The organism is Exiguobacterium sp. s70 (genome assembly GCF_018618315.1).
Taxonomy (GTDB): domain Bacteria; phylum Bacillota; class Bacilli; order Exiguobacteriales; family Exiguobacteriaceae; genus Exiguobacterium; species Exiguobacterium chiriqhucha.
Map to the genome: position 1 here is coordinate 1 of NZ_JACSLV010000004.1, position 22,865 is coordinate 22,865.

Sequence of the window (22,865 nt, forward strand, 5' to 3'; positions counted from 1 at the left end):
TTAGGCTACCTCACACCGATAAAATACGGTGGGATGGCAGCCTAATCAAGGTGTTTTTATTAGTGTCTCATTTCGCTAGGTCAGTCTAGGGGCGTTGTACTCGACGTGCATCAACGGCCAACTGACACCGAGCAAGGCGTCGGGCAGGCCAAGACTGATAAAGGCAATGTAAATCACGGTCAATAATAAAAATCCTGTCATAGTTCACCTCTTCAAATCGATTCAAGGATCAACCCGACGCAACGTCGAGCTAAGCCTGCGAAATAATCTTCCTCCCATATGCCGATCAATAAATCTGGGGTGTGAGCCGCCGGAATATGACGCTGGCAGGCGTGCCGAATCCCCTCCAACTCGGTATCGACGAGATCGACGTCCGAAAAAATGATGGCGTGCGGATTGAGTGTCGCGGTGAAGGTCGCGACGAGCCGACCGAGCGCATCGAGCGCGGCGTCCGACAATGGGGCCGGGGCCGACCGCTCACTCGCTATCCGGTCATGAAACGTCGAGTCGTCATAGAGCGGTAGAAACGAGATCTCCCCGCTGAACCCGGTCTTTCCACGGATGAGCTGTCCGTTGATGAGAATCCCGGCACCGGGTCCGTTTTTTCCCAGATAGATGTAGACGATTGACTGGTCGCCAGTGAGTTCGTGCGTGTGTCCGTATCCATAGACAGCCGCGTTCATGTCGTTCTCGATGACGGCAGGGCGAGCGGTGCGTGACTCGACCCAATGTTTCAAGTCGAGGTGTGCGAACGTAGGATAGTCCGGGGCGAAGATGACCGTCCCGTCCGCGACGGCCGCCGCGACACCGATGGAGATCGCACTCACGTCGGAGGTCTGGTCCAACTGTCGATCGAGTACCGCACCGAGCGCACCAAGGTGGTCCCCGTCTAGAATCATTTGCGTCCCGTCGTCAATCGTTGCGCCTTTGCAATCGATGAGACGATAGCGGACGACCGTCTTCTCGACGTATAGCGTCAATCCGTGCGTGAACCGCTCATTATAGATGTAACGTTTGGCAGGGCGTCCGCCGCGTGAGTCCTCAAATCCGTGTTCGAACACTTCACCGGCTTGCATCAACTGCTCTAACTGCTTCTTGACGGTCGGAAAGCTGAGCCGGGTCGCCTCCGAGATGGCGGCGACGGTCGAGCGGCCGTTCAAGACGAGTTGCCGTCTGACGGCGACCGTCAGATTAGTAGTGGTCTGGTCCATGGACGACTCCTTCCTAACTTTTTAAATTGGTTTAATAAGTCGACTTGAGTGTATCAAATTGTGACGAGATTCGTAAGCCCCCAATCGGAAGGAAAGCGTAAAAACCTCACCAAAATCCGTCACAAAAAAGCTTTAAAAAAAATGAGGTCAGACGTCTTCACAACGGTTTACATAAGTGATATGATGTAAGCGTATTCAGGTGTAACGAGAAAGGAGGGGGATGTCATGCGTTCGCAAGTCGAGTCATTTTTGCAGTACATGACGGTAGAAAAACGAATGTCAACGAACACGAGACAAGCCTATGCGAGCGATTTGACCCAGTACTTATCGACGTTGACCCAACTCGGGGTGACCGAATGGAATGAAGTCACGCGGGCACATATCGTCAAGCATATGGAAGAGTTGTCGCAAGCCGGTCGGGCCGCCTCATCATTGCGGAGGGCCGTCAGTTCGATTCGGACGTTCCATCATCATTTAAAGATGACGGGTGGGGCAACGACTGACCCGGCGCTCTATTTAGAGACGCCGAAAGCAGAGCGCCATCTGCCGGACACGTGGTCGCAAGACGAAGTCGAGCGGTTACTCGACAGCGTTCCGACGTCAGACCCGCTTGCGCTGCGCGATCGGGCCATGCTCGAACTGCTCTACGGCACGGGCATGCGCGTCAGTGAACTTCTTGGGCTCGATTTGGATGATTTACAGTTCGAATTGGGGTATCTACAGTGTGAAGGCAAAGGCGAGAGTGCCCGGATTATCCCGGTGTCATCGGTCGCCCAAAGTTTTGTCGAACGCTATATCCAGCAGGCGCGTAACGGGCTCGGTGGTCGGGAGACCGAGGCGTTGTTCTTGAACGGACGTGGCGGCCGGCTCAGTCGTCAAGGATTCTGGAAGATGATTAAACGACGGGCCAAAGAGGCTGGCATTCAAAAAGAGATCACGCCGCACGTGCTCCGGCATTCGTTCGCGACACACTTGCTTGAGAACGGCGCCGACCTTCGGGCCATCCAACAGATGCTCGGGCATGCAGACCTCTCCACGACTCAAATTTACACACATGTCAATAAGGCACGACTTCATGATGTCTATCGAAAACATCACCCGCGTGCGTAACGACACCAAAGGAGGAACTTTTTGTGAAGAAATTTAAACGTATTTTCTTGGTCGTCATGGACTCGGTCGGAATCGGGGAGTCCCCGGATGCCGATCAGTTCGGCGACGTCGGTTCGGACACGCTCGGACATATCGCCCGTGAGCATGGTGGTTTAAACATGCCGCATATGGGCCGTCTCGGCTTGTCGAACATTAAACCGATTGAAGGAATCGAATCATCGGAGACGCCTAGCGCCTTCGGACGCATGGAAGAGATTTCAGCAGGTAAAGACACGATGACCGGCCATTGGGAGATCATGGGCCTTCATATCGATACGCCGTTTCGCGTCTTCGAAGAGTTCCCGGATGACTTGATCAATCGTCTCAAAGAGTTCAGCGGTCGTGACATCATTGGCAACAAGCCGGCATCAGGCACAGAGATTTTGGATGAGCTCGGTGAAGAACACTTCAACACGGGCGCCTTGATCGTCTACACGTCGGCTGACTCTGTGCTTCAAATCGCGGCGCATGAAGAAGTCGTCCCGCTCGACGAGTTGTATCGCATCTGCGAATACGCCCGTGAAATCACGCGCGAAGACCCGTACATGCTCGGTCGCATCATCGCCCGCCCGTTCCTCGGAACACCTGGCGCTTGGGTCCGTACGTCGAACCGCCACGACTATGCGCTCAAACCGTTCGGCAAGACGGTCATGAACACGCTCGAGACGGCCGGGAAAGACGTGATCGCCCTCGGGAAAATCAGCGATATTTACGACGGCGAAGGCGTCACGAAAGCGATTCGGACGAAGTCGAACATGGACGGGATGGACAAGCTTGTCGAATCGCTCGATGAAGACTTCGAAGGACTCTGCTTCTTGAACCTCGTTGACTTTGACGCACTCTTCGGTCACCGCCGTGACCCAGAAGGCTATGCGATCGCGCTTGAAGAGTATGACGCCCGTCTACCAGAAGTGATGGAGAAGTTGCGTGAAGACGACTTGCTCATCATCACGGCCGACCACGGGAACGATCCGACGGCACCAGGCACGGACCATACGCGTGAATACGTGCCGCTCATCGTTCATCATCACGGCGCGACAGCAGTCGACCTCGGGATTCGAGGAACGTTCGCCGACATCGGCGCCACAGTCGCGGATAACTTCGATGTCGATGCACCAGTACACGGAAAGAGTTTCTTAAACGAAATTTGAGGAGGCACTACTCATGGTAAATTGGAACGAAACAAAGGCATTTTTACAGGAACGCATGAACGGAACACCAGAAATCGGACTCATCCTCGGCTCAGGACTCGGCGTCCTCGCTGATGAAATTGAAAACGCGGTCAAAATCCCTTACGAGGACATTCCGCACTTCCCGGTATCGACCGTCGAAGGACACGCTGGACAACTCGTCTTCGGTGACCTCGAAGGAAAACGCGTCGTCGCGATGCAAGGACGATTCCATTTCTATGAAGGTTACTCGATGGAACAAGTCACGTTCCCGGTCCGCGTCCTCAAATTGATCGGTGTCGAGACGCTTATCGTCACGAACGCGGCTGGTGCTTGCAATGAGTCATTCAACCCGGGCGATTTGATGATCATCACGGATCACATCAACTTCTTCGGCACGAGCCCGCTCATCGGCAAGAACGCGAGCGACTTCGGGACACGTTTCCCAGATATGTCAGAAGCGTACGATAAAGAGCTCGTCACGTTGACGGAAGGTGTCGCTGCGAAGCTCGGCCTCTCGATTCAAAAAGGCGTCTATTTCGGAAACACAGGTCCGACATATGAGACACCAGCCGAAGTGAAGATGGCACGCCTCCTCGGCGGCGACGTCGTCGGCATGTCGACGGTACCTGAAGTCATCGTGGCCCGTCATTCGGATATGCGTGTGCTCGGCATCTCGTGCGTGTCGAACATGGCAGCCGGGATTTTAGATCAACCGCTCAACCATGAAGAGGTCATCGAGACGACAGAACGCGTCCGCCAAGACTTCCTTTCACTCGTACGCGGCACGATTCAAAGCATGTAACCACTACCCAATTAGGAGGACGAAACTTATGCGCATGGTCGATTTGATTTTGAAAAAACGTAACGGTGGCGAATTAAACGAAGAGGAGATTCGCTTCATCATCGAAGGCTTCACGAACGAGACGATTCCTGATTATCAGATGTCTGCCCTTTCAATGGCGATTTACTTTAACGGCATGACAGAGAAAGAGACGGCAGCCTTGACGATGGAGATGGTCAAGTCTGGTGACGTCATCGATCTTTCGAACATCCAAGGTAAAAAAGTCGATAAACACTCGACCGGCGGTGTCGGTGACAAAATCAGCTTAATCGTCGCTCCGCTCGTCGCGTCAATCGGCATTCCGGTCGCGAAGATGAGCGGGCGCGGTCTCGGCCACACGGGCGGGACAATCGATAAGCTCGAATCGTTCCCTGGCTTCAACGTCGAGTTGACGGAAGAACAGTTCACGAAGCAAGTAAACGATATCAAGATGTCAATCATCGGTCAGACGGGTAACTTGACGCCTGCCGACAAACGTCTTTACGCACTCCGTGACGTGACGGCGACGGTCGATTCAATCCCGCTCATCGCGAGCTCGATCATGTCGAAGAAAATCGCGGCCGGTGCCGACAGCATCGTCCTCGACGTCAAGACGGGTTCAGGCGCGTTCATGAAGTCGTTCGATGATGCAAAAGCGCTCGCTGAAGAGATGGTCGCCATCGGGAAGAACGTCGGCCGTCAAACGGTCGCCGTCATCACGGACATGGACCAGCCGCTCGGTTTCGAAATCGGGAACGCGAATGAAGTGAAAGAAGCGATCGAAGTCCTATCGGGCAAAGACGTGAACGACTTGAAGACGATTGCCCTCACGATCGCCGGCCATATGGCTGTACTTGGCGAGTTCTATCCAACGTTCGACGAGGCGTACGCTGACCTTGAGAAACGGATGGCGGATGGTCATGCCCTCGAAGTGTTCCGTCAGTTCGTAGCGGCACAAGGTGGCGACGCGTCGCTCGTCGATGACTTGTCGAAACTTCCGCAAGCGAAGTATGAGACGACGTTCGTCGCGAAACAAGCGGGTTACGTCGAGTCGATTATCGCTGACGAAGTCGGTGTGGCAGCGATGCTCCTCGGCGCAGGTCGGGCGACAAAAGATGATCAGCTCGACTTTGCGGCCGGTATCACGCTCGAGAAGAAAGTCGGTGACAAGGTCGAAGCCGGTGACGTGATCGCCGTGCTCCGTTCGAACAAAGAAGATATGACGTCTGCGCTCGAGCGGATGGACCACGCGTATACGATCGGTGCGACAGAGCCGACGGCCCGTCCACTCGTCCACGCTGTCATCCAGTAAGTAGCAAGTCAGAACGTCTGTTTCCACAAAATAGTGGAGACAGACGGTTTTTTTTGATAGAATGGGCAATGTGTGAGTGAGAAAGACAATATGAACATAAAGGGGTAACTTGATATGAAAAAAGGATCAATGAAATTAGAGAACGGCGAAATGATCGAATTCGATTTGTTCCACGATGCGGCACCGATCACGGTTGAAAACTTCGAGAAGCTCGCGAACAGCGGTTTCTATAACGGTTTGACATTCCACCGGGTCATCCCAGGCTTCGTCAGCCAAGGCGGCTGCCCAGAAGGCACAGGCATGGGCGGCGCAGGCTACACGATCCCATGTGAGACGTCGACGTCATTCCCGTACAAGCATGAAGCCGGTTCGCTCTCAATGGCGCACGCTGGACGCAACACGGGCTCGTCACAGTTCTTTATCGTCCATGAGCCACAACCGCACCTTGATGGCGTCCACACGGTCTTCGGAAAAGTGACGTCTGGCCTCGAGCACGCGGTCAAACTTCGTCAAGGCACGAAGATGGCCGAAGTCAAAGTTTGGGACGAGAATTGATTTCTGCCTGAATGTTATGACACAATGAGCCATGTCTCTCACGTGTTCACTTAGTGAAACATGAATGACTAAAGGTGGTGAAACCAGCGATGCTGGTGAAATATAAACAATCGTACGAAAAGACGGCGATGGGCTTGCTCGCGTTCTCATGTAGCGACAAATCTCCGCTCGCCTTGCTCGAACTCGTCCGGTCCTACGAAGAAGACCCTGCCAAATTCCTTTATCTCTGGAGAGTCGGGGAAGACTTCGTCGGGATCATCGGGATGGAGCAACAAGAGACGACGATGTTCATCCATCATATTGCGTTGTCTCCGTCGTTCCGTGGCGAGAAACGTTCTTATGAACTGCTCGATGAGACCCGGAACTTATTGCCGCTCGACTTGAAGCTCGTCGGTCAAGGCAAGACCGGGGACTTGCTCGATAAATGGAATCAAGTCGTCATCTAAAAAAGCTAGGCTCAGCGCCTAGCTTTTTTGCGTGCCTCGAGCGCCCGGAGCCGCTCGGTGACGACCGGTGTCCGGTCTCGATACATATGTTTATGGACGAGCTCGTCAAACGTGAGCGCGGTCGGTTCGAATGTCGGTTTCAAGCGCTCGATTTGTCGGCGCGTCGATTTGTCGAGCGGCAGCGTCTCGGGGAGCGGCCAACACTCCAAATCCTCGGCGAACGTTTCCACATCGATGCCGTGCCCCTCGAGCTCGGTCGCGGCCAGCCCAAGTTTCTGTTGTAACGCCGCGATGCTCTTTTTCGCCCCGGCCGTATTGCCGCGGCGGGCATGGTAATGGGCGACGGCGTACTGAATCAAGGCGGCGTAACCTAAATCTTGACGGCCTCCGTCTTGCCATGCTTCCTCGAGCACTTCGTGGCATTCGAAATAATCGGCATGGCATTCAAACAAGAGCGTATACTGGATTAAAGGCGTTGACATCAAATTTCTCCTTTCGTGGTCACGGTACTACAAAACATGTTATACTAAAGCGCAAAAATGTAAATGGCAGGTGTCTCTATGGAAGCGTACAACGTCAAAATCGATACGTTCGAAGGTCCGCTCGACTTGCTGCTCCACTTGATCGGCAAGATGGAGCTCGACATCGCGGACATCTCTGTCTCCGAGGTCACGGACCAGTATGTCGCCTTTATCCGGACGATGCAAAAATTTGAGCTCGATGTGGCCAGTGAGTATTTGGTCATGGCGGCGACGTTGCTCCAATTGAAGAGCAAGCAGCTGTTGCCACCGGTACCGGTCGAAGAGGATGACATTCCTGACTTCGGCGAAGAACCGACCCGCGAAGGGTTGATTCGACAGTTGATTGAATATAAGGCCTATAAAGAAGCGGTTGTGTTCATGCGCGAGCAGGAAGAGTCTCGGCTCGAACTGTACAGCCGTCCGGGCGAAGATTTGACGCGCTATATGTCCGACCTCGTCCAACCGTACGACGGACCGCTCAACTTCTCGGACTTGTTGCACGCCTATTCGAAGATGGTCGAGCGCAAGCGGTGGAAAGAACGCCGCAAGAAGACGATCAAACGCGAAGAACGGACGCTGGAGGAGCAGATGACGCGGTTGCATGAGCATGTCTCGGCAGAAGGGACGACCTCGTTCTTTTCGTTTTTTGAAGAGCGGCCCGATGTCTCCGACCTCGTCGTCACGTTCATGGCGTTGCTTGAGCTAATCAAGTTGCGTGTCGTCACGACCAAACAAGAAGAACGGGACATTCAAATCTCGTTCGTCGAATCATCAAAGGAAAGGAATGAAGCCGTTGCTGTCTTATGAAACGATTATTGAGAGTCTACTGTTCGTCGTCGGCGAAGAAGGGATGGAAGTGCGTGCCCTCGCGGATACGCTCGACATTTCGGAAGCCGCCGCCCGAGAACAGTTGAGTAAGCTAGAAGTATCGTTTAAAGACTCCGGTCGCCCGTTCCAATTGATTGAATCGGCGGGCGTGTACAAGCTCGTGACGGTCCCCGAGGTATCCAAGTATATTCAGCGTTACGTCGGCACGATGGCCGAACAAGCGTTGTCTCGGGCCGCGATGGAGACGCTCGTCATCATCGCGTACAAGCAACCGGTCACCCGGGCCGATATCGAAGAAGTTCGGGGCGTCAAAGTCGAACGCGTCATTCATACGCTGTTATCAAAAGGTTTGATTGAGTCGGCAGGCCGGGCCAAGACGATCGGACGGGCCAAGTTGTACCGCACGACCGAGCATTTCCTGGACCATTTCGGGTTTAATTCACTTGATGAATTGCCCCCATTAACGTTTGAAGACGAGCTCTCGGACGAAGGCGATTTGTTCTTCGGCCAGCCGTCTGCGATTATGCAAGATAGATTGGAGAATGAATAAATGGAACGTTTACAAAAAGTGATTGCCCAAGCAGGTGTCGCCTCACGGCGCAAAGCCGAAGAAATGATTTTAGATGGACGGGTCCGCGTCAACGGGAAAGTCGTGCGCGAACTCGGGACGAAAGTCGGACCGAAGTCTGAAGTCGAAGTCGACGGTGTGAAAATCGAACAAGAAGAGCATGTCTACTATGTCCTCTACAAGCCGAGCGGTTACGTCTCGACGGTCGAAGACGATAAAGGTCGTAAAGTCATCACCGACCTCGTCCCACCCGGATCACGTGTCTTCCCGGTCGGACGTCTGGACTATAACACGACGGGACTCATCATCTTGACGAACGATGGAGAGTTCTCGAACATGATGACCCATCCGAAGTTCAAAATCCCGAAACGCTATGTGGCGAAAGTGAAGAACATTCCTTCGTATATCGCGATGAAACAACTCGAGTCGGGCGTCGAGCTCGATGACGGATATAAGACGGGCAGTGCCCAAGTGAAGATGAAGACGGTCGACCATAAGAAAAACTCGGCCATTCTAGAAATCGTCATCTCGGAAGGCCATAACCGTCAAATCCGCCGCATGCTCGAAGCAGTCGGTTCGGAAGTCATCAAATTGAAGCGCGAACAGTTCGGTTTCTTGACGCTCGACGGTCTCACCACGGGCGAATGGCGTGAACTGTCACGCAAAGAAGTATCCAAGTTGCGTGAACTTGCCAACCCGACCGTACCCCCTGTACAACGAGGCAAGAAAAAGAAAAAATAACAACTAAAAAATCGTCCTGAGATAGGATGATTTTTTAGTTTGTGGAGATTGTGTGACAAAAAGATGAAAAAAGTCTGTTAATGTGCGTTTTTGGTGTTTTTTCAGTACAATAACAACTGAAGGATGGTGTGAACTCATGACGAAAGAAACAAAGTCGGGTGATCGCATGAATCAGGCGATGGCCCATAAGAAAAAACGGTCATTTTGGCGGCTCATGATCATGACGATGGTCCTGTTCGCAGGAGCGGTCGTCATCATGCAATTGATTGAACAAGCCGGTAACGACGGACGGGTCGAGGCCGGTGACGATGCGCCGAACTTCAAGCTCGTCAGTTTAGACGGGACGACGATGGTCGAGCGCGAGACATACGACGGCAAAGGGCTGCTCGTGAACTTCTGGGGCACGTTCTGTGAACCGTGTGAGAAAGAGATGCCGGTCGTCCAGGACAACTATGCGGCCCTTCAAGACATGGGCGTCGATTTTTGGGCGGTCAATGTCGGTGAGACACCGCTCCGAGTCGATAACTTTGTGAACGACCTCGGCGTCAAGCTCGACTATCCGATTTTGATGGACACGCGCAGCGAAGTCGAGAAGGCGTACGGGATTTATAACTTGCCGGTCACGTTCGTCATCGATGCCGATGGCAAAGTGATTGAAAAGTACGAAGGTGAACTCACGAAAGAGAAACTGATGGAGTTGGCCGAGAAGTCATTGTAAGCGAACGGGGGGCGCACATATGCTAGATATGAAATACGACGGCGCCGATTTACGATCGAAGCGTCGTCCACGGTCATGGATTGACCGGGTGTGGAGCTTTTTTGCATCGGTCAAGGTCGGTCTATGGCTCATCGGGCTCATCATCGTCGGATCGGCGATCGGAACGATTTTCCCGCAAGAGATGTATATTCCGCAACAGTTGCCGGCGAGCCAGTATTATACGGACGAGTACGGGACACCGGGAACGATTTATTACACGTTAGGATTCCATAACCTCTATACATCGTGGTGGTACATCACGTTGATCGTCATGCTGACGTTATCGCTCATCGTCGTGTCAATCGACCGATTTTTCCCGCTATATAAAGCGTTGAAAAACCAGCCGGTCCGACGTACCGATCGCTTCATGCGCGGACAACGTCTGATTGGGGAAGGCAAAGGCTCGGACGAACAAATCGATGCGTTCGGCGACGCCTTAAAAGCGAAGCGCTATCAAGTGAAGCGTGACGGCGACGCCTTACTCGCCGAAAAATACCGTTTTGGCCGTTGGGGCCCATACGTCAACCACATCGGGCTCGTCATCTTCTTCATCGGGGCGATGCTACGCGTCTTTCCGGCATTCCATACGGACACGCTCGAATGGGTGCGCGAAGGCGATACGGTTCCGCTCGAGGCGACGGATGATGAATATTATCTCCGCAACGATCAATTTATTTTAGAGATGTATGATCCGGAAAACAACGCCGAAGATGCGAAGTTTGCCGAGGCAATCGAAAAAGCGGGTGCTGTCCCAAAAAACTATGAGACGGAATTGACGCTGTTCAAGAAGACCGGAACGAACGAGGACGGATCGCCGCAACTCGAGGAAGTCGATACCGGTTCGACGAAAGTGAACCATCCGTTCAAGTTTGAAAAATATGAAGTGTATCAAGAACAGTATTCGAGTCGTCCAGAGTTCTTGTCAATGTCATTCAACGTCGCTGATAAAGAGACAGGCGACGTGTATGGACCGTTCACGGTCGATTTGACGAATCCGGAGACGACATACGACCTCGGTGACGTCACGGTCAAACTGAACGACTTATACCCGGACTTTGAAGTCAAGGACGGCCAGCCGAACACGAAATCGCCACGGGCGCTCAACCCGGCCTTTTTCATGGCGATTGACACACCGGACGGCACGACCGAATCGAACTTGATCGGGATTCGCTTGAACGTCGCCGACGAGGAGAATCGCTATGCGGTCCAATTCGCCGGGACGGAGATGGCGAGCACGAGCGGTCTTCGCGTCAAGAGTGACTCGACGTATCCAGTGTTAATCGTCGGGGGAATCATCTTCATGGTCGGGATCGTGATGGGTATGTATTGGCCGCACCGTCGCATCTGGATTCGCCGTCACGGCGAGACGGACGTGCTTGTCGCCGGTTTCACGAACAAGAACCCATCTTCACTTAACCGCGAAATCACACCGCTCCTAGAGAAACATGGCCTGCCGATCTGGGAAGATCAGGCACGGTTTGAAAAAAAGACAGACGACAACTCAACCAATGAAAGAGGGGAATCATAATGGAGTGGATTCAGTGGAGCAGTCGTTTGCTCTTCATCGCGTTCATCCTGTACGCCGTCGCGACCGTGTTGTTCACGATCGCGGTCAGCGGGATGCGCAAAGACCGCAACGTCAACCGTATCGCCTATGGAAAGTATGCGTTCATTCTGGCGGTCACCGGCTTTATTGCCCAAATGGGATATTTTATTTTACGGTGGGTTGGGGTCGGCTATGCGCCGGTATCGAACCTATACGAATACACGACGTTCTTCGGAATGATGATGGTGCTTGGCTTCCTCGTCGTGTATGGCATTTATAAGAATGATGTGCTCGGGTTGTTCGCCATGCCGGTGGCGTTGCTCGTCATCGCGTTCGCCTCGATGTTCTCGAGCGAAGTGGCACCGCTCATCCCAGCCTTGAACAGTGTCTGGTTGAAGATTCACGTCACGACCGCAGCGCTCGGACAAGGGATTCTGGCCATCAGCTTTGCATCAGGCCTCATCTTCTTGCTAAACGAGACATCGATGCGCGAGCAGTCGAAGTCTCGGACGTGGCTTGAAGTCACGATGTTCGTACTCATGTGTACGCTCGGCTTCATTCTCGTCTCGATGCTCTTCAAGGCGATTGGCGCCGGTGGCGTCGTCGAGTTCACGAACGATCGCGGAACGCAAGAGTCGTATGAGTACTTCATGCCGATGCTGTTCGTACCGGAAGGGGCGCAACTTGTCTCTGGTGCCAGCGGCTTGTCACTCGAGTTGCCGACGTTCATCAACACGTTGAAATTGAACACACTCATCTGGTCGGTCATCGCCGGCGCTGTGATTTATGTGCTGCTCCGTTTCGTCATCTTACGCAAGCGCGTCGCCGAGGCGTTACAGCCGCTCGCGAAAAAGGTCGACCTCGACCTCGCTGACGAGATCAGTTACCGTTCGATCGCCATCGGCTTGCCGGTGTTCATTCTCGGGGGCCTCATCTTCGCCATGATTTGGGCCCAAATCGCCTGGAACCGTTTCTGGGGCTGGGACCCGAAAGAAGTGTGGGCGCTCATCACGATGCTCATCTATATCTATTACTTGCATATGCGGATCCAGCGTGGCTGGACGGGAACGAAAGCGGCTTGGCTCTGTGTCGGTGGATTCGCCGTCATCATGTTCAACCTCGTCTTCGTCAACCTTGTCATCGCCGGTTTGCATTCATATGCGTAAACAAAGAAGTCACTCCGGTGGCTTCTTTTTTCATGGCGCTATCAACTGACCGTTGTGAAGCCAAATAATAGAGTGGTATAGTTATGAAAGAGAGCGAAATGTTCACAATTGTGCAACAATCGCTACATCTTGTAATGGTTCGATTAGGAGGTTTAGTGGATGGCTAATAAAACAAAAATTTTAGTGGTCGACGACGAGGAAAGAATTCGCCGCCTATTAAAAATGTATTTGGAACGGGAACAGTACGTGATTGTCGAAGCGACGAACGGGGAAGAGGCGTTACAGCTCGCCCTCGAGCATAATTTCGATGTCATCTTGCTCGATTTGATGATGCCGAAAATGGACGGTGTCGAGGTGTGTACCGAACTTCGCAAATCGAAAGCGACGCCGGTCATCATGTTGACGGCGAAAGGGGAAGAAGTCGACCGTGTCCAAGGGTTCGAGGTCGGGGCCGACGATTATATCGTCAAACCGTTCAGCCCGCGTGAGGTCGTCCTACGCGTCAAGGCGCTCCTCCGCCGTTCAGGATCGACCAAATATTTACGTACGGCTGAAAAATCAAAAGACTTAATCGTCTTCCCGCATTTGACGATCGATAACGACGCGCACCGTGTCACGGTCGACGGAGAAGAGATTGCGCTCACGCCGAAAGAATATGAATTGTTGTTCTTCTTGGCCAAGCAAGTTGACAAAGTGTTCTCACGGGAACAGCTATTAAAAGAGGTCTGGAACTATGAATTCTTTGGAGACCTTCGAACGGTCGACACACACGTGAAGCGACTCCGGGAAAAGTTGAACCGGGTCTCTCCAGAAGCCGCGCACATGATTACGACGGTATGGGGTGTCGGTTACAAGTTCGAAGTCGTCAGTGAGTGATGATTCGCCGCAATAGCATCGTCACAAAGCTGTGGTTGACGATTCTCGTGTTGGTCAGTCTTATCTTGTTCATCGTCTCCGTTCTGATGCTCGAGTTTTTCAACTCGTTTCATATTGATCAGGAACGAGGCCATTTGGCCAAACTCGGGGGACAAGTTCAATCCGTACTGCTCCAAGAAGGGGACGCATCGCGGACGGTTGATCAAATCATCGAAGTGTACGGCGCCAACTATATATTGGAGAACGGGACGGTCCGCTCGAATTTCGGGACCGAAGTCGATGGGCTCATGACCGAACTCGGACGTCAAGACTGGGAAGCGTATCAAGCTGTCGGAGAGACGTCGATCGGGAACTTCTCGTCGTTTGACGACCAGGCCGCGCTCGCATACCGGACGACGTTCTCACTCGAGACGGGCGAGTATACGCTTTATTTGATTGAACCACTTGATGCGATCTCGAGTGCGAACGAAGGGGCCCGGACGATCATCTTTTGGACGGTCGCCTCGGCCATCATCGTCACGACCGTGTTCGCGTTCTTCTTATCGACGCGCATCACGGCACCGCTCCGGGAGATGCGCGACGCCGTCAACAAGACAGGGGAAGGGCAGTTCGACCTGCGCCTCGTTCAAAAGTCGAACGATGAGATCGGCGAACTGGCCGGCTCGTTCAACGCGATGAGCAGCCAGCTGTCGACGTATGTGAACGCGCTCGATCGGGAACGGCTACAATTGGCCTCGATTTTACGGTCGATGGCCGATGGGGTCATCACCCTCGACCGCCATGCGAACGTCATCGTGACGAATCCTCAAGCCCAACCGCTCCTCATTGACGAGCAACCGCACGAAGTCGTGTTGTCGCTCTATGAGGACGTCGTCGCCGGGGCTCCGGAGAAGACGATTGAAGTGAAACAGCACGACCATTATTACACGTTGACCGTGACACCGCTTCTTGGCGAGGACGATTTCGAAGGGGCCGTCGTCGTCATCCGTGACACGACGGAGAGCCATCGCCTCGACAAGATGCGGACTGATTTCGTCGCCAACGTCAGCCATGAACTCCGGACCCCGCTCGTGACGCTCCAAGGGTATTCCGAGGCGATTATCGACGGCATGACCGAGAGTGATGATGCGACGAAAGAATTCGCGTCCATCATCTATGATGAGTCACTCCGGCTCGCCCGTCTCGTCAACGATTTACTCGACTTGGCACGGATTGAATCAGGCAAAGAGACGATGCAATTCGCAACGTTCGACCTCGGTGAGTTTTTACCGCGCGTCATGCGCAAGTTCAACCAGATGGCGAACGAGAAAGGGATCACCCTCTCGACTGAGGCTCCGCGTCACACGATTGAGGCGGACGGGGACCGATTGGAACAAGTGTTCACGAATTTGATCGGCAATGCCATCGCACATACCGAGTCCGGTTCGATTCGACTCGAAGCGAGCGCAGAAGAGACCGGCTTCATGATCCGTCTGTCCGACACGGGCAGCGGCATCCCGAAAGAAGATTTACCGTTCGTGTTCGAACGGTTTTACAAAGCGGATAAAGCACGGACGAGCGGCGGCAAGGCGGGTACCGGAATCGGTCTCGCCATCGTCAAGAACGTCATCGATGCCCATCACGGCACGGTCGACGTCTCAAGCGCGCTCGACGAAGGGACGACGTTCACAATCCGTCTCCCGTACACGCAACCGCAGGCATAACGACAATGGTGACTCCTATGGGTCACCATTTGTGGCATAAAGGAGGAAATGACATGAAACTGTACACACGAGGCGGGGACAAGGGCGAGACGTCGCTCATTGGTGGACGCGTCTTGAAAGTCCATCCCCACATCCAGGCGATGGGGCTGTTAGATGAGTTGAACAGTCAGATCGGTCTCGCGCTCGCCCATCAGACGGACGAGACGCTCCGGACCCAATTGACACGAATCCAGCACGACTTGTTCGATCTCGGCTCGGAGCTGATGTATAAACAAGACCCGCCGCAACAAGTCGATTTAGTAATCGTCACGGAGCTTGAGACGTGGATTGACGAGCTTGAGGCCAAATGTCCTGAGCTCGTCCGGTTCATTTTGCCGGGAGGCAGTGTCGGAGCGGCAAGCCTGCATGTGGCGCGCACCGTCTGTCGCCGTGTCGAACGAGAACTTGTCAATGTCGATGCGGCCGTCCGTCAACTCCCGTACTACAATCGATTGAGTGATTACTTATTTACTGCGGCCCGTTACGCCAACGTCGTGGCCGGTGTGCCCGACCAAGAATATGCCCGCGGTGCCGATGTCTTTAAAACGAAAAAGAAGAAGGAGTAGATCCAGTTATGAAAGGAATCGAACAATTTCAACAGCGATTGCACTATTCGGTCTACCCGACCCAAAAATTCAAGACGACGACATGTCTCGTCTCGTTCGCGGCGCCATTGTCGCCTGAGACGATTGCAGCCCGCGCCTTGTTGCCTTATGTGATGGAGAAGGCGACGGAAGCCTATCCGTCGATCGAACTGTTCCACACGCCGCTCGAACAACTGTATGACGCAAGCCTGTACGCCGGGGCCTCGAAAGTCGGCAAAGAGCATATCATCCAGTTCCAGCTTGAAGTCGTGAACGATGAACTCGTCGGCGAACCGGTGCTCGCTCAAGCCATCAAACTGCTCGAGGAAGTGCTGCTTCGTCCGAACGCCTATGACGGGGCGTTCCAACCGCTCATCGTCGAGCAAGAGGCTCGTCTCCTGCGTCAACGAATCGAATCGGTATACGATGACAAGATGCGCTTTGCCCAACAACGTCTGCAAGAGCTGCTCGGCGGAGAACTCGCCATCCCATCGCTTGGGACACTTGACCAGTTGGAGCACGTGACACCTCGGACGTTGTTCGAGGCGTATGAATCGATGATCCGTCACGACCGCGTCGACGTTTATGTCGTCGGAGACGTCAGTCGTGAACAAGTGACGGACGCGTTCGCCCCGCTCGAAGGGCTCGGAGAACGTCTCGTTCGGGAGTATCCCCAGCCGGTCGACCGTGAGTTTCAACGGCTCGAGGAACATCAAGCCATCAATCAGAGCAAGTTGCACCTCGCCTATCAAGTCGACATCGACCCGAGAAGTGAGGACGCCGTCCGGATGCAAGTCGTCAACGGCTTATTCGGCGGCTTCCCGCACTCGAAACTGTTCATGAATGTCCGTGAAAAAGAGAGCTTGGCCTATTACGCGGCCTCGCAGTATAGCTCGCTCAGCCGGATGTTGTTCGTCTACGCCGGAATCGATGCCTCGAACCAGGCCAAGACCGAGGCGATTATCGCCGACCAGCTAGCCGACCTTCAAGCCGGCACGTTCGAGGATGAGACGCTCGAACAGACGAAAGCGATGTTATTCCATCAGCGTCGTCAACTCGGCGATAATCCGCGCCAATTGATCGCTTGGATGAGCGGTTCGGACATCCGTCCGTTCTCGCTCGACGAAGAGATGGCGATTATCGAACGGACGTCGCGTCAAGACGTGGCCGCGCTCGCGAACCGATTGACGCTACAGGCCGTCTATTGTTTAAAGGGGGGAACCGCATGAAACTCGATTTTCCAAACGTCGGAGAGACGCTTCATCATACCGTCCTCGAGAACGGATTGACGGTTTACTTATTGAAAAAGACCGGCTATGAGAAAACGTACGCCACGTTCACGACCAAATACGGGTCGATTGATCGTCGGTTCAAGCTAGAGGACTGGGTCGACGTACCGGACGGGATCGCCCATTTCCTCGAGCATAAGATGTTCGAGAAAGAGGACGGCGACGTGTTCCAACAATTCGGACGCCTCGGTGCGTCGGCGAACGCGTTCACGTCGTTCACCCGGACGGCATATTTGTTCGGTGCGACGTCGAACGTCAGTGAGAACTTGAAGACGTTAATCGACTTCGTCCAAGCGCCGTACTTTACAGAAGCATCGGTCGAAAAAGAGAAAGGCATCATCGGTCAAGAGATTCAGATGTATCAAGACAATCCAGGTTGGAGGCTCTACTTCGGTTTGATTGAGGCGATGTACGTCGAACACCCGGTCAAAATCGATATCGCCGGGACGATCGACTCGATCAGTGCCATCACGGCGGACGATTTGTATCGTTGCCACCAAGCGTTCTATCATCCGAGCAACATGGTGCTGTTCGTCGTCGGGAATATCGACCCGGACGCCATCCTCGCGGAAATCACCGCCAATCAGGCGGCGAAGACGTTCCCACAGCCGCTGTTGACAGCGCGGGAAGAAATCGAGGAGCCGGAGACGGTGCATCTAGCCGAACGCATCATCGAGATGGACGTCTCGGTGCCGAAAGTGATGATCGGGTATAAGGACATGCCGCTTACCGGTAAGGCTGGCATGAAGCAAGAGCTCATCGTCGAGCTCCTCATGCACGCCTTGTTCGACACGACGGCACCGCTCTATGCGGAACTGTATGCCGAAGGATTGATTGATGACGCGTTCTCGTTCGACTATACGTCAGAAGAGACGTTCGCCTTCGCCGTCCTGTCGATGGAGACGCCACACGTCGAGACGTTCGTCGATCGGATTACGTCCGCCCTCGAGCGTCCGCTCGAACTCGGCGTCGAGACACTCGATCGCAAGAAGCGCATGATGAAAGGGCAGTTTTTGAAGGCGCTCAACTCACCTGAGTTCATCGCTAACCAGTTTTCACGCTATGCGCTCAGTGGCGGTAATATGTTCGACATCCCTGATCTGCTCGATGCGATTTCACTCGACGATCTGTACGCCGCGTATGACCGTCTATTCCAAGCCGATCAACGGACCGTCTGCATCGTCAAGAAGCCGTGACGACGCTCATCACGGGAGCGAGCGGGGCAATCGGTCGTGCCGTCGCCCTGTCGTTCCGGGACGATGACCTCATCTTGCAGGCGCATACGCAGGCGGAATCGCTCCGTGCGTTCGTCGCGAGCGAAGGACTGACGGCTGACGTCGTCACGTGTGACCTCGATGATGAGGCCGGGCTCGAGGCTTGGCTCGACACACTCGGACCGGTCGACCGCATCATCCACGTCGCCGGCAATCATGCCTACGGGTTGCTCGTCGACCAGTCGCTCCTCGAACTCGATCGGCTGTACCGAATTCATGTCCGCTCGATGGTCCGGCTCGTGCAACACGTCGTCGGGCAAAAAGCGTACGACCGCCCCCTAGATATCGTCGTCGTCTCGAGCGTCTGGGGTGAGGTCGGTGCGGCCGGGGAAGTCCTCTATTCGACGGTCAAGGCCGCCCAACTCGGATTCGTCAAAGCGTTCGCGCGTGAGGCGGGACCGTTTCATGTCCGTATCAACGCGGTCACACCGGGGTGGATTGACACTCCGATGAATGATACGGTAGAAGAGACGAAACAAACGGCCCGTGAGGAGATTCCGCTCGGCCGGTTAGGCGGACCTGAAGAAGTGGCGGAGACGATTCGTTTCCTTTGCTCCCCGGCTGCAGCCTATATGACCGGTGCCGTGCTCCGTATCGATGGCGGTTGGGTGTGAAACTTTGTCGCCACGACTGAAACGAGTTCTTTTCAATTCTTCTAAAATAATTTAGAATGAACAAGGTAGCGAGCACACATCGGAAAGGGTGGACGAGATGGATCATAAGTTCGAAGAATGGTATCTCGAATATGAACTTTGCCAAAATCGGCCCGGTATCCTGGGGGATATCGCTTCCCTGATGGGGATGCTTCAAATCTCAATCGTGACGATTAACGGCGTCGATCTCCAGCGCCGCGGCATGCTGTTAAAGGCCCCGGCCGCGGATCACGTCCATCGTCTGGAACATATTTTGCGCAAGATGGAAGCCATCGTCGTCATCAAGCTCCGGCGACCGAAGCTTCGCGACCGAATCGCGATTCGACATGGGCGCTACATCGAGCACGACAATGACGACAAGAAGACGTTCAAATTCGTCCGCGAGGACTTAGGTGTCCTCGTCGACTTCGTCGCCGAACTGATGAAAGAAGAACGGCACTTGTTGATCGGGGTGCGCGGCAATCCGCGTGTCGGGAAGACCGAGTCGATTGTTGCGGCGAGCGTCTGTGCGAACAAGCGCTGGCTGTTCCTGTCATCGACGCTCATGAAGCAAACGGTGCGGACCTCGCTGTTCGAAGAAGAACGCGAAGGGGACCACGTCTATATCATCGACGGTGCCGTCTCGACGCGGACGATGGATGAACGCCATCGTCAATTGATTCGAGAAGTCATGCGGTTGCCGTCCGTGAAAGTCATCGAGCATCCGGACCTATACGTGCGCAACACCGATTGCGTGTTCGAAGACTTTGATTACATCATCGAACTGAGGAACTCACAAGATGAGGAGATTATCATTCCTCAAGAGACACATCGTGAGGCAGAATGGTTTGAATAACTACTTGAATGGAAGGTGTGGACCCCTGTGACAGAACTAGGGACTTTTTTGAAACAAAGGCGTGAGGCGAGCGGTTTGACGCTCGACCAAATCCAGCAGACGACGAAGATTCAAAAACGCTATATCATCGCGATCGAGGAAGGTGATTACAAAAATCTCCCTGGCTCGTTCTATGCACGGGCGTTCATTAAAACGTATGCGGAATCGTTAGGACTTGATGTCGATGAACTGTACGAGACGTATGCGAAAGACTTGCCGAAAATCGAGCCGCAACCGACCGTTCAATTATCGCGAAAGCAAACCTATTCGAAAGCGTCCGAGACGTCGAGCCGTGTCTCGCGTTGGGTACCGAAAGTCATGCTCGTGCTCGTCGCGTTCCTGTTGATGACGGCCGTCTATTACGTCGTCCGAAACCTTGATTTCGGCGACCAAAACGCGTCACCGACTGAACAGACGAACTCGGGTGTAACCATTGATCAAAACAAGGACGTGCCGGAAGAAGAGCCGGTCGAAGAAGAACCGCCGGCTGAAGAACCGGTCGAAGAAGAACCGGCAGAAGAGACGGGACCGATTGCGGTCGCGTCGACGAACGGGGCAGACCTCACATATGAGATCGCGACGGCCGATAAACTGACGACGGAGATTCATGTGAAAGAGTCGCCGGCGACATATGTCGGTGTTCGGGACACCTCACTCGAGGGAGCGTTCCTCGCTCCGGAATATCCGAACCAATCGAAACAAAACCCGATTGTCATCGAGGACGCGGAGACGGATACGCTTCGCATCCGAATCGGCTTGATCGGTGGGGTCGAGAAAATTGTTGTCAATGGCCGGGAGCTTGAATTAGCCGACTCGCCGGTCACACAAAATATATTTGTAAAGAGAGTCGACGCAGAATAAGTTGACTCTCCTTCTAGAGGAGGAGTTCTCGATGAACCTACCTAACCGTTTGACGATGTTACGGGTGTTGCTCATCCCCGTGTTCGTCGTCTTACTCGCCGTAGATTTTGATTGGGGAGACATCGCTTTCCTCGGGGCGGACGTACCGCTCCATCAATTCATCGCCGCGGTCATCTTTACGATTGCCGCTATCACTGACTGGCTTGACGGGCATCTCGCCCGGAAGCACAACTTGGTCACCAACTTTGGGAAATTCATGGATCCGCTCGCTGACAAACTACTCGTCACGGCGGCACTTGTCCTGCTCGTCGAGATGGATCTCGTCGCGGCATGGGTCGTCGTCGTCATTCTCTCGCGTGAGTTCGCGGTGACGGGACTTCGTCTCGTGGCGGCCGATGAAGGAATCGTCGTTGCGGCCGGGAAGTCGGGCAAAGCGAAGACATGGGTCCAACTCTTTGCCATCATCTTCCTGCTGTTCGGCAACCCGATTTTCAGCTATGTCGGCATCCCGTTCGGCGAATGGGCCATGTGGCTCGCGCTCGTCTTGACGATTTACTCAGGGGCCGAATATTTCGCACAAAACTATAAGATCATTGTAAAGTCGATGTAACCATCGGCATAGACGAGTTGTTCAGCTTGGCCGAACAGCTCGTTTTTTTATTGGGAGGAGGAATTTGGATGAAACGCACCGAAATCATTGCGGTAGGCTCTGAACTGCTCTTAGGGGAAATCACGAACACGAACGCCCGTTACTTATCAGAACAGCTGTCGAAATATGGGTTGTCCGTGCTGTATCATGTAGTCGTCGGAGATAATCAGGAACGTTTGCGAGCGACATTCGAACATGCGCGATCACGAAGTGAATTCGTCATCGTCACTGGCGGCCTTGGGCCGACGGCGGATGATATCACGAAGACGACACTCGCCGAGGTGCTCGGTCGCCCACTCATCCGTGACGAGGCATCGCTCGAGACGATCCATCGTTTCGTCGCCTCGCGAGGACGCGAGCCGAACGAAGGGGACGCGCGGCAAGCCGATGTCTTAACCGGGGCCGAAGTGCTCACCAACCCGGTCGGTCTCGCGCCCGGGATGTGGATCGAGGACGAACCGACATGGCTGTTGTTACCGGGTGTCCCGTGGGAGATGAAAGCGATCGTCGACGCCACGTTCCCAGAAAAATTCGGCGGGATGACCATCGTCTCTGAATCGTTGCGCTTTTATGAAATCGGTGAGTCGGCGCTCGACGCGGCCGTCGTCGATTTGATGACCGGGTCGAACCCAACGGTCGCCCCGTACGCCGAGTCGGGCGAGGCACGACTGCGCATCAGCGCCCGCGCCGATACTGAGACCGTGGCGCGGGAGATGATTGAACGGGTCAAACAGGATATTTTGGCGCGGGTCGGTCACTATTACTTCGGTTCAGACGAGGATACGCTCGCCGCACGGCTGATTCACGAGTTACAAGCGCGCAAGGCGACGCTGTCGATTGCCGAGTCGCTCACGGGCGGTCAAGCCCAAGCGATGCTCACGGCCGTTCCAGGAGCATCCTCGGTGTTCAAGGGCGGAGTCGTCACGTACTCCGACGAGCTAAAAAATAGGTTTTTAGGGGTGTCCCTTGATACAATTGATTCACACTCGGTCGTCTCAAAAGAAGTCGCCTTTGAAATGATCCTCGGTCTGACTCGTCAGACCGGAACGGATTATGGGCTGGCGTTCACCGGCGAGGCCGGTCCGACGTCAAATTCGGGTCAGCCGGTCGGAAAAGTGTTCATCGGCATCCGGTCACCGGACGGGATTGACGTGATCGAACGTGATTACCCGCATCAAGAGCGGCATGTCATTCAAGCCCGGGCTACGAAAGACGGAATGTGGGCGCTCCTGCAACAAATGAAAAAAGGCGAATAAACGTTCGCAAAAAAC

At 54.1% G+C, this 22,865-nt stretch carries 25 protein-coding genes; 22 read left to right on the top strand and 3 right to left on the bottom strand.

The window, feature by feature from the left end; translation table 11 throughout:
• Positions 1–75: 75 nt before the first annotated feature.
• A complete protein-coding gene (locus KNP84_RS15310; RefSeq protein ID WP_285800466.1) occupies positions 76–201 on the bottom strand; it encodes a hypothetical protein in 126 nt (41 codons plus the stop codon).
• Between the two features lie 11 nt (positions 202–212).
• Positions 213–1,211 (bottom strand): ROK family transcriptional regulator, encoded by a 999-nt coding sequence (locus KNP84_RS10215; protein ID WP_215114736.1) that lies wholly within the window; start codon positions 1,209–1,211, stop codon positions 213–215.
• 225 nt (positions 1,212–1,436) lie between these two features.
• Between KNP84_RS10215 and xerD the strand changes: the two genes are divergently transcribed.
• The 6 genes from xerD to KNP84_RS10245 all read left to right on the top strand — a co-directional run bounded on the left by xerD (position 1,437) and on the right by KNP84_RS10245 (position 6,665).
• On the top strand, positions 1,437–2,321 hold the full coding sequence (gene xerD, locus KNP84_RS10220; RefSeq protein WP_021067635.1) for a site-specific tyrosine recombinase XerD: 885 nt from the start codon (positions 1,437–1,439) through the stop codon (positions 2,319–2,321).
• 23 nt (positions 2,322–2,344) lie between these two features.
• Positions 2,345–3,511, top strand: coding sequence for a phosphopentomutase (gene deoB / locus KNP84_RS10225; protein WP_215114737.1), 1,167 nt, complete (start codon positions 2,345–2,347; stop codon positions 3,509–3,511).
• A gap of 13 nt (positions 3,512–3,524) precedes the next feature.
• Positions 3,525–4,334, top strand: a complete 810-nt coding sequence (locus KNP84_RS10230; protein WP_021067633.1) for a purine-nucleoside phosphorylase — start codon at positions 3,525–3,527, stop codon at positions 4,332–4,334.
• 28 nt (positions 4,335–4,362) lie between these two features.
• Positions 4,363–5,664, top strand: coding sequence for a pyrimidine-nucleoside phosphorylase (locus KNP84_RS10235; RefSeq protein WP_214756568.1), 1,302 nt, complete (start codon positions 4,363–4,365; stop codon positions 5,662–5,664).
• Positions 5,665–5,778: 114 nt separating this feature from the next.
• Complete coding sequence (locus tag KNP84_RS10240) at positions 5,779–6,219, top strand: peptidylprolyl isomerase (protein ID WP_021067631.1); 441 nt, start codon at positions 5,779–5,781, stop codon at positions 6,217–6,219.
• A gap of 89 nt (positions 6,220–6,308) precedes the next feature.
• Positions 6,309–6,665: a GNAT family N-acetyltransferase gene (locus tag KNP84_RS10245; RefSeq protein ID WP_021067630.1), complete on the top strand. Its 357-nt coding sequence runs from the start codon at positions 6,309–6,311 to the stop codon at positions 6,663–6,665.
• Positions 6,666–6,676: 11 nt separating this feature from the next.
• Here the strand turns inward: KNP84_RS10245 and KNP84_RS10250 are convergent, their stop codons facing one another.
• Positions 6,677–7,147, bottom strand: a complete 471-nt coding sequence (locus KNP84_RS10250; RefSeq protein ID WP_214827307.1) for a DUF309 domain-containing protein — start codon at positions 7,145–7,147, stop codon at positions 6,677–6,679.
• Between the two features lie 78 nt (positions 7,148–7,225).
• Between KNP84_RS10250 and KNP84_RS10255 the strand changes: the two genes are divergently transcribed.
• The 16 genes from KNP84_RS10255 (at position 7,226) to KNP84_RS10330 (ending at position 22,850) form a co-directional block, all read left to right on the top strand.
• Positions 7,226–7,993 carry a segregation and condensation protein A gene (locus tag KNP84_RS10255; protein ID WP_214835134.1) on the top strand — a complete coding sequence of 256 codons (768 nt, stop codon included), beginning with the start codon at positions 7,226–7,228 and terminating at the stop codon, positions 7,991–7,993.
• Positions 7,971–8,564 carry an SMC-Scp complex subunit ScpB gene (scpB, locus tag KNP84_RS10260; protein WP_215114738.1) on the top strand — a complete coding sequence of 198 codons (594 nt, stop codon included), beginning with the start codon at positions 7,971–7,973 and terminating at the stop codon, positions 8,562–8,564. The genes KNP84_RS10255 and scpB overlap by 23 nt, the downstream gene beginning before the upstream one ends.
• A complete protein-coding gene (locus tag KNP84_RS10265; protein WP_021067626.1) occupies positions 8,565–9,323 on the top strand; it encodes a pseudouridine synthase in 759 nt (252 codons plus the stop codon).
• A 136-nt stretch (positions 9,324–9,459) separates the two neighbouring features.
• Complete coding sequence (locus tag KNP84_RS10270) at positions 9,460–10,041, top strand: redoxin domain-containing protein (protein ID WP_021067625.1); 582 nt, start codon at positions 9,460–9,462, stop codon at positions 10,039–10,041.
• A 19-nt stretch (positions 10,042–10,060) separates the two neighbouring features.
• Entirely contained in the window at positions 10,061–11,608 is a 1,548-nt protein-coding gene (gene resB, locus KNP84_RS10275; protein ID WP_021067624.1) for a cytochrome c biogenesis protein ResB, read from the top strand.
• On the top strand, positions 11,608–12,792 hold the full coding sequence (gene ccsB, locus KNP84_RS10280) for a c-type cytochrome biogenesis protein CcsB (protein ID WP_215114739.1): 1,185 nt from the start codon (positions 11,608–11,610) through the stop codon (positions 12,790–12,792). Before resB ends, ccsB begins: the two co-directional genes overlap by 1 nt.
• Before the next feature lie 159 nt (positions 12,793–12,951).
• Positions 12,952–13,668, top strand: a complete 717-nt coding sequence (locus tag KNP84_RS10285; protein WP_021067622.1) for a response regulator transcription factor — start codon at positions 12,952–12,954, stop codon at positions 13,666–13,668.
• Positions 13,668–15,371 carry a sensor histidine kinase gene (locus KNP84_RS10290; RefSeq protein ID WP_058763840.1) on the top strand — a complete coding sequence of 568 codons (1,704 nt, stop codon included), beginning with the start codon at positions 13,668–13,670 and terminating at the stop codon, positions 15,369–15,371. Before KNP84_RS10285 ends, KNP84_RS10290 begins: the two co-directional genes overlap by 1 nt.
• A 53-nt stretch (positions 15,372–15,424) precedes the next feature.
• Positions 15,425–15,976, top strand: a complete 552-nt coding sequence (locus KNP84_RS10295) for a cob(I)yrinic acid a,c-diamide adenosyltransferase (protein ID WP_021067620.1) — start codon at positions 15,425–15,427, stop codon at positions 15,974–15,976.
• Between the two features lie 8 nt (positions 15,977–15,984).
• Positions 15,985–17,223, top strand: a complete 1,239-nt coding sequence (gene yfmF / locus KNP84_RS10300) for an EF-P 5-aminopentanol modification-associated protein YfmF (RefSeq protein ID WP_215114740.1) — start codon at positions 15,985–15,987, stop codon at positions 17,221–17,223.
• Positions 17,220–18,479, top strand: coding sequence for an EF-P 5-aminopentanol modification-associated protein YfmH (yfmH, locus tag KNP84_RS10305; RefSeq protein WP_215114741.1), 1,260 nt, complete (start codon positions 17,220–17,222; stop codon positions 18,477–18,479). The genes yfmF and yfmH overlap by 4 nt, the downstream gene beginning before the upstream one ends.
• Positions 18,476–19,171 carry an elongation factor P 5-aminopentanone reductase gene (ymfI, locus tag KNP84_RS10310; RefSeq protein WP_021067617.1) on the top strand — a complete coding sequence of 232 codons (696 nt, stop codon included), beginning with the start codon at positions 18,476–18,478 and terminating at the stop codon, positions 19,169–19,171. Before yfmH ends, ymfI begins: the two co-directional genes overlap by 4 nt.
• A gap of 97 nt (positions 19,172–19,268) precedes the next feature.
• Positions 19,269–20,045 (top strand): YmfK family protein, encoded by a 777-nt coding sequence (locus KNP84_RS10315; RefSeq protein WP_021067616.1) that lies wholly within the window; start codon positions 19,269–19,271, stop codon positions 20,043–20,045.
• A 48-nt stretch (positions 20,046–20,093) separates the two neighbouring features.
• On the top strand, positions 20,094–20,945 hold the full coding sequence (locus tag KNP84_RS10320; RefSeq protein ID WP_241764584.1) for a helix-turn-helix domain-containing protein: 852 nt from the start codon (positions 20,094–20,096) through the stop codon (positions 20,943–20,945).
• A gap of 31 nt (positions 20,946–20,976) precedes the next feature.
• Positions 20,977–21,555, top strand: a complete 579-nt coding sequence (gene pgsA / locus KNP84_RS10325; protein WP_021067614.1) for a CDP-diacylglycerol--glycerol-3-phosphate 3-phosphatidyltransferase — start codon at positions 20,977–20,979, stop codon at positions 21,553–21,555.
• Positions 21,556–21,623: 68 nt separating this feature from the next.
• Positions 21,624–22,850, top strand: coding sequence for a competence/damage-inducible protein A (locus tag KNP84_RS10330; RefSeq protein WP_215114742.1), 1,227 nt, complete (start codon positions 21,624–21,626; stop codon positions 22,848–22,850).
• Positions 22,851–22,865 lie beyond the last annotated feature (15 nt).

Bases quoted from the DNA above. Each gene is read 5' to 3' on its own strand.
- KNP84_RS10290 (WP_058763840.1), top strand. From the start codon at position 13,668: ATGATTCGCCGCAATAGCATCGTCACAAAGCTGTGGTTGACGATTCTC.
- KNP84_RS10285 (WP_021067622.1), top strand. From the start codon at position 12,952: ATGGCTAATAAAACAAAAATTTTAGTGGTCGACGACGAGGAAAGAATT.
- KNP84_RS10295 (WP_021067620.1), top strand. From the start codon at position 15,425: ATGAAACTGTACACACGAGGCGGGGACAAGGGCGAGACGTCGCTCATT.
- KNP84_RS10255 (WP_214835134.1), top strand. From the start codon at position 7,226: ATGGAAGCGTACAACGTCAAAATCGATACGTTCGAAGGTCCGCTCGAC.
- KNP84_RS10240 (WP_021067631.1), top strand. From the start codon at position 5,779: ATGAAAAAAGGATCAATGAAATTAGAGAACGGCGAAATGATCGAATTC.
- KNP84_RS15310 (WP_285800466.1), bottom strand. From the start codon at position 201: ATGACAGGATTTTTATTATTGACCGTGATTTACATTGCCTTTATCAGT.
- xerD (WP_021067635.1), top strand. From the start codon at position 1,437: ATGCGTTCGCAAGTCGAGTCATTTTTGCAGTACATGACGGTAGAAAAA.
- pgsA (WP_021067614.1), top strand. From the start codon at position 20,977: ATGAACCTACCTAACCGTTTGACGATGTTACGGGTGTTGCTCATCCCC.
- resB (WP_021067624.1), top strand. From the start codon at position 10,061: ATGCTAGATATGAAATACGACGGCGCCGATTTACGATCGAAGCGTCGT.
- KNP84_RS10270 (WP_021067625.1), top strand. From the start codon at position 9,460: ATGACGAAAGAAACAAAGTCGGGTGATCGCATGAATCAGGCGATGGCC.
- KNP84_RS10235 (WP_214756568.1), top strand. From the start codon at position 4,363: ATGCGCATGGTCGATTTGATTTTGAAAAAACGTAACGGTGGCGAATTA.
- KNP84_RS10315 (WP_021067616.1), top strand. From the start codon at position 19,269: ATGGATCATAAGTTCGAAGAATGGTATCTCGAATATGAACTTTGCCAA.
- KNP84_RS10250 (WP_214827307.1), bottom strand. From the start codon at position 7,147: ATGTCAACGCCTTTAATCCAGTATACGCTCTTGTTTGAATGCCATGCC.
- KNP84_RS10265 (WP_021067626.1), top strand. From the start codon at position 8,565: ATGGAACGTTTACAAAAAGTGATTGCCCAAGCAGGTGTCGCCTCACGG.
- yfmH (WP_215114741.1), top strand. From the start codon at position 17,220: ATGAAACTCGATTTTCCAAACGTCGGAGAGACGCTTCATCATACCGTC.
- KNP84_RS10330 (WP_215114742.1), top strand. From the start codon at position 21,624: ATGAAACGCACCGAAATCATTGCGGTAGGCTCTGAACTGCTCTTAGGG.
- KNP84_RS10245 (WP_021067630.1), top strand. From the start codon at position 6,309: ATGCTGGTGAAATATAAACAATCGTACGAAAAGACGGCGATGGGCTTG.
- scpB (WP_215114738.1), top strand. From the start codon at position 7,971: ATGAAGCCGTTGCTGTCTTATGAAACGATTATTGAGAGTCTACTGTTC.
- KNP84_RS10230 (WP_021067633.1), top strand. From the start codon at position 3,525: ATGGTAAATTGGAACGAAACAAAGGCATTTTTACAGGAACGCATGAAC.
- yfmF (WP_215114740.1), top strand. From the start codon at position 15,985: ATGAAAGGAATCGAACAATTTCAACAGCGATTGCACTATTCGGTCTAC.
- KNP84_RS10215 (WP_215114736.1), bottom strand. From the start codon at position 1,211: ATGGACCAGACCACTACTAATCTGACGGTCGCCGTCAGACGGCAACTC.
- ccsB (WP_215114739.1), top strand. From the start codon at position 11,608: ATGGAGTGGATTCAGTGGAGCAGTCGTTTGCTCTTCATCGCGTTCATC.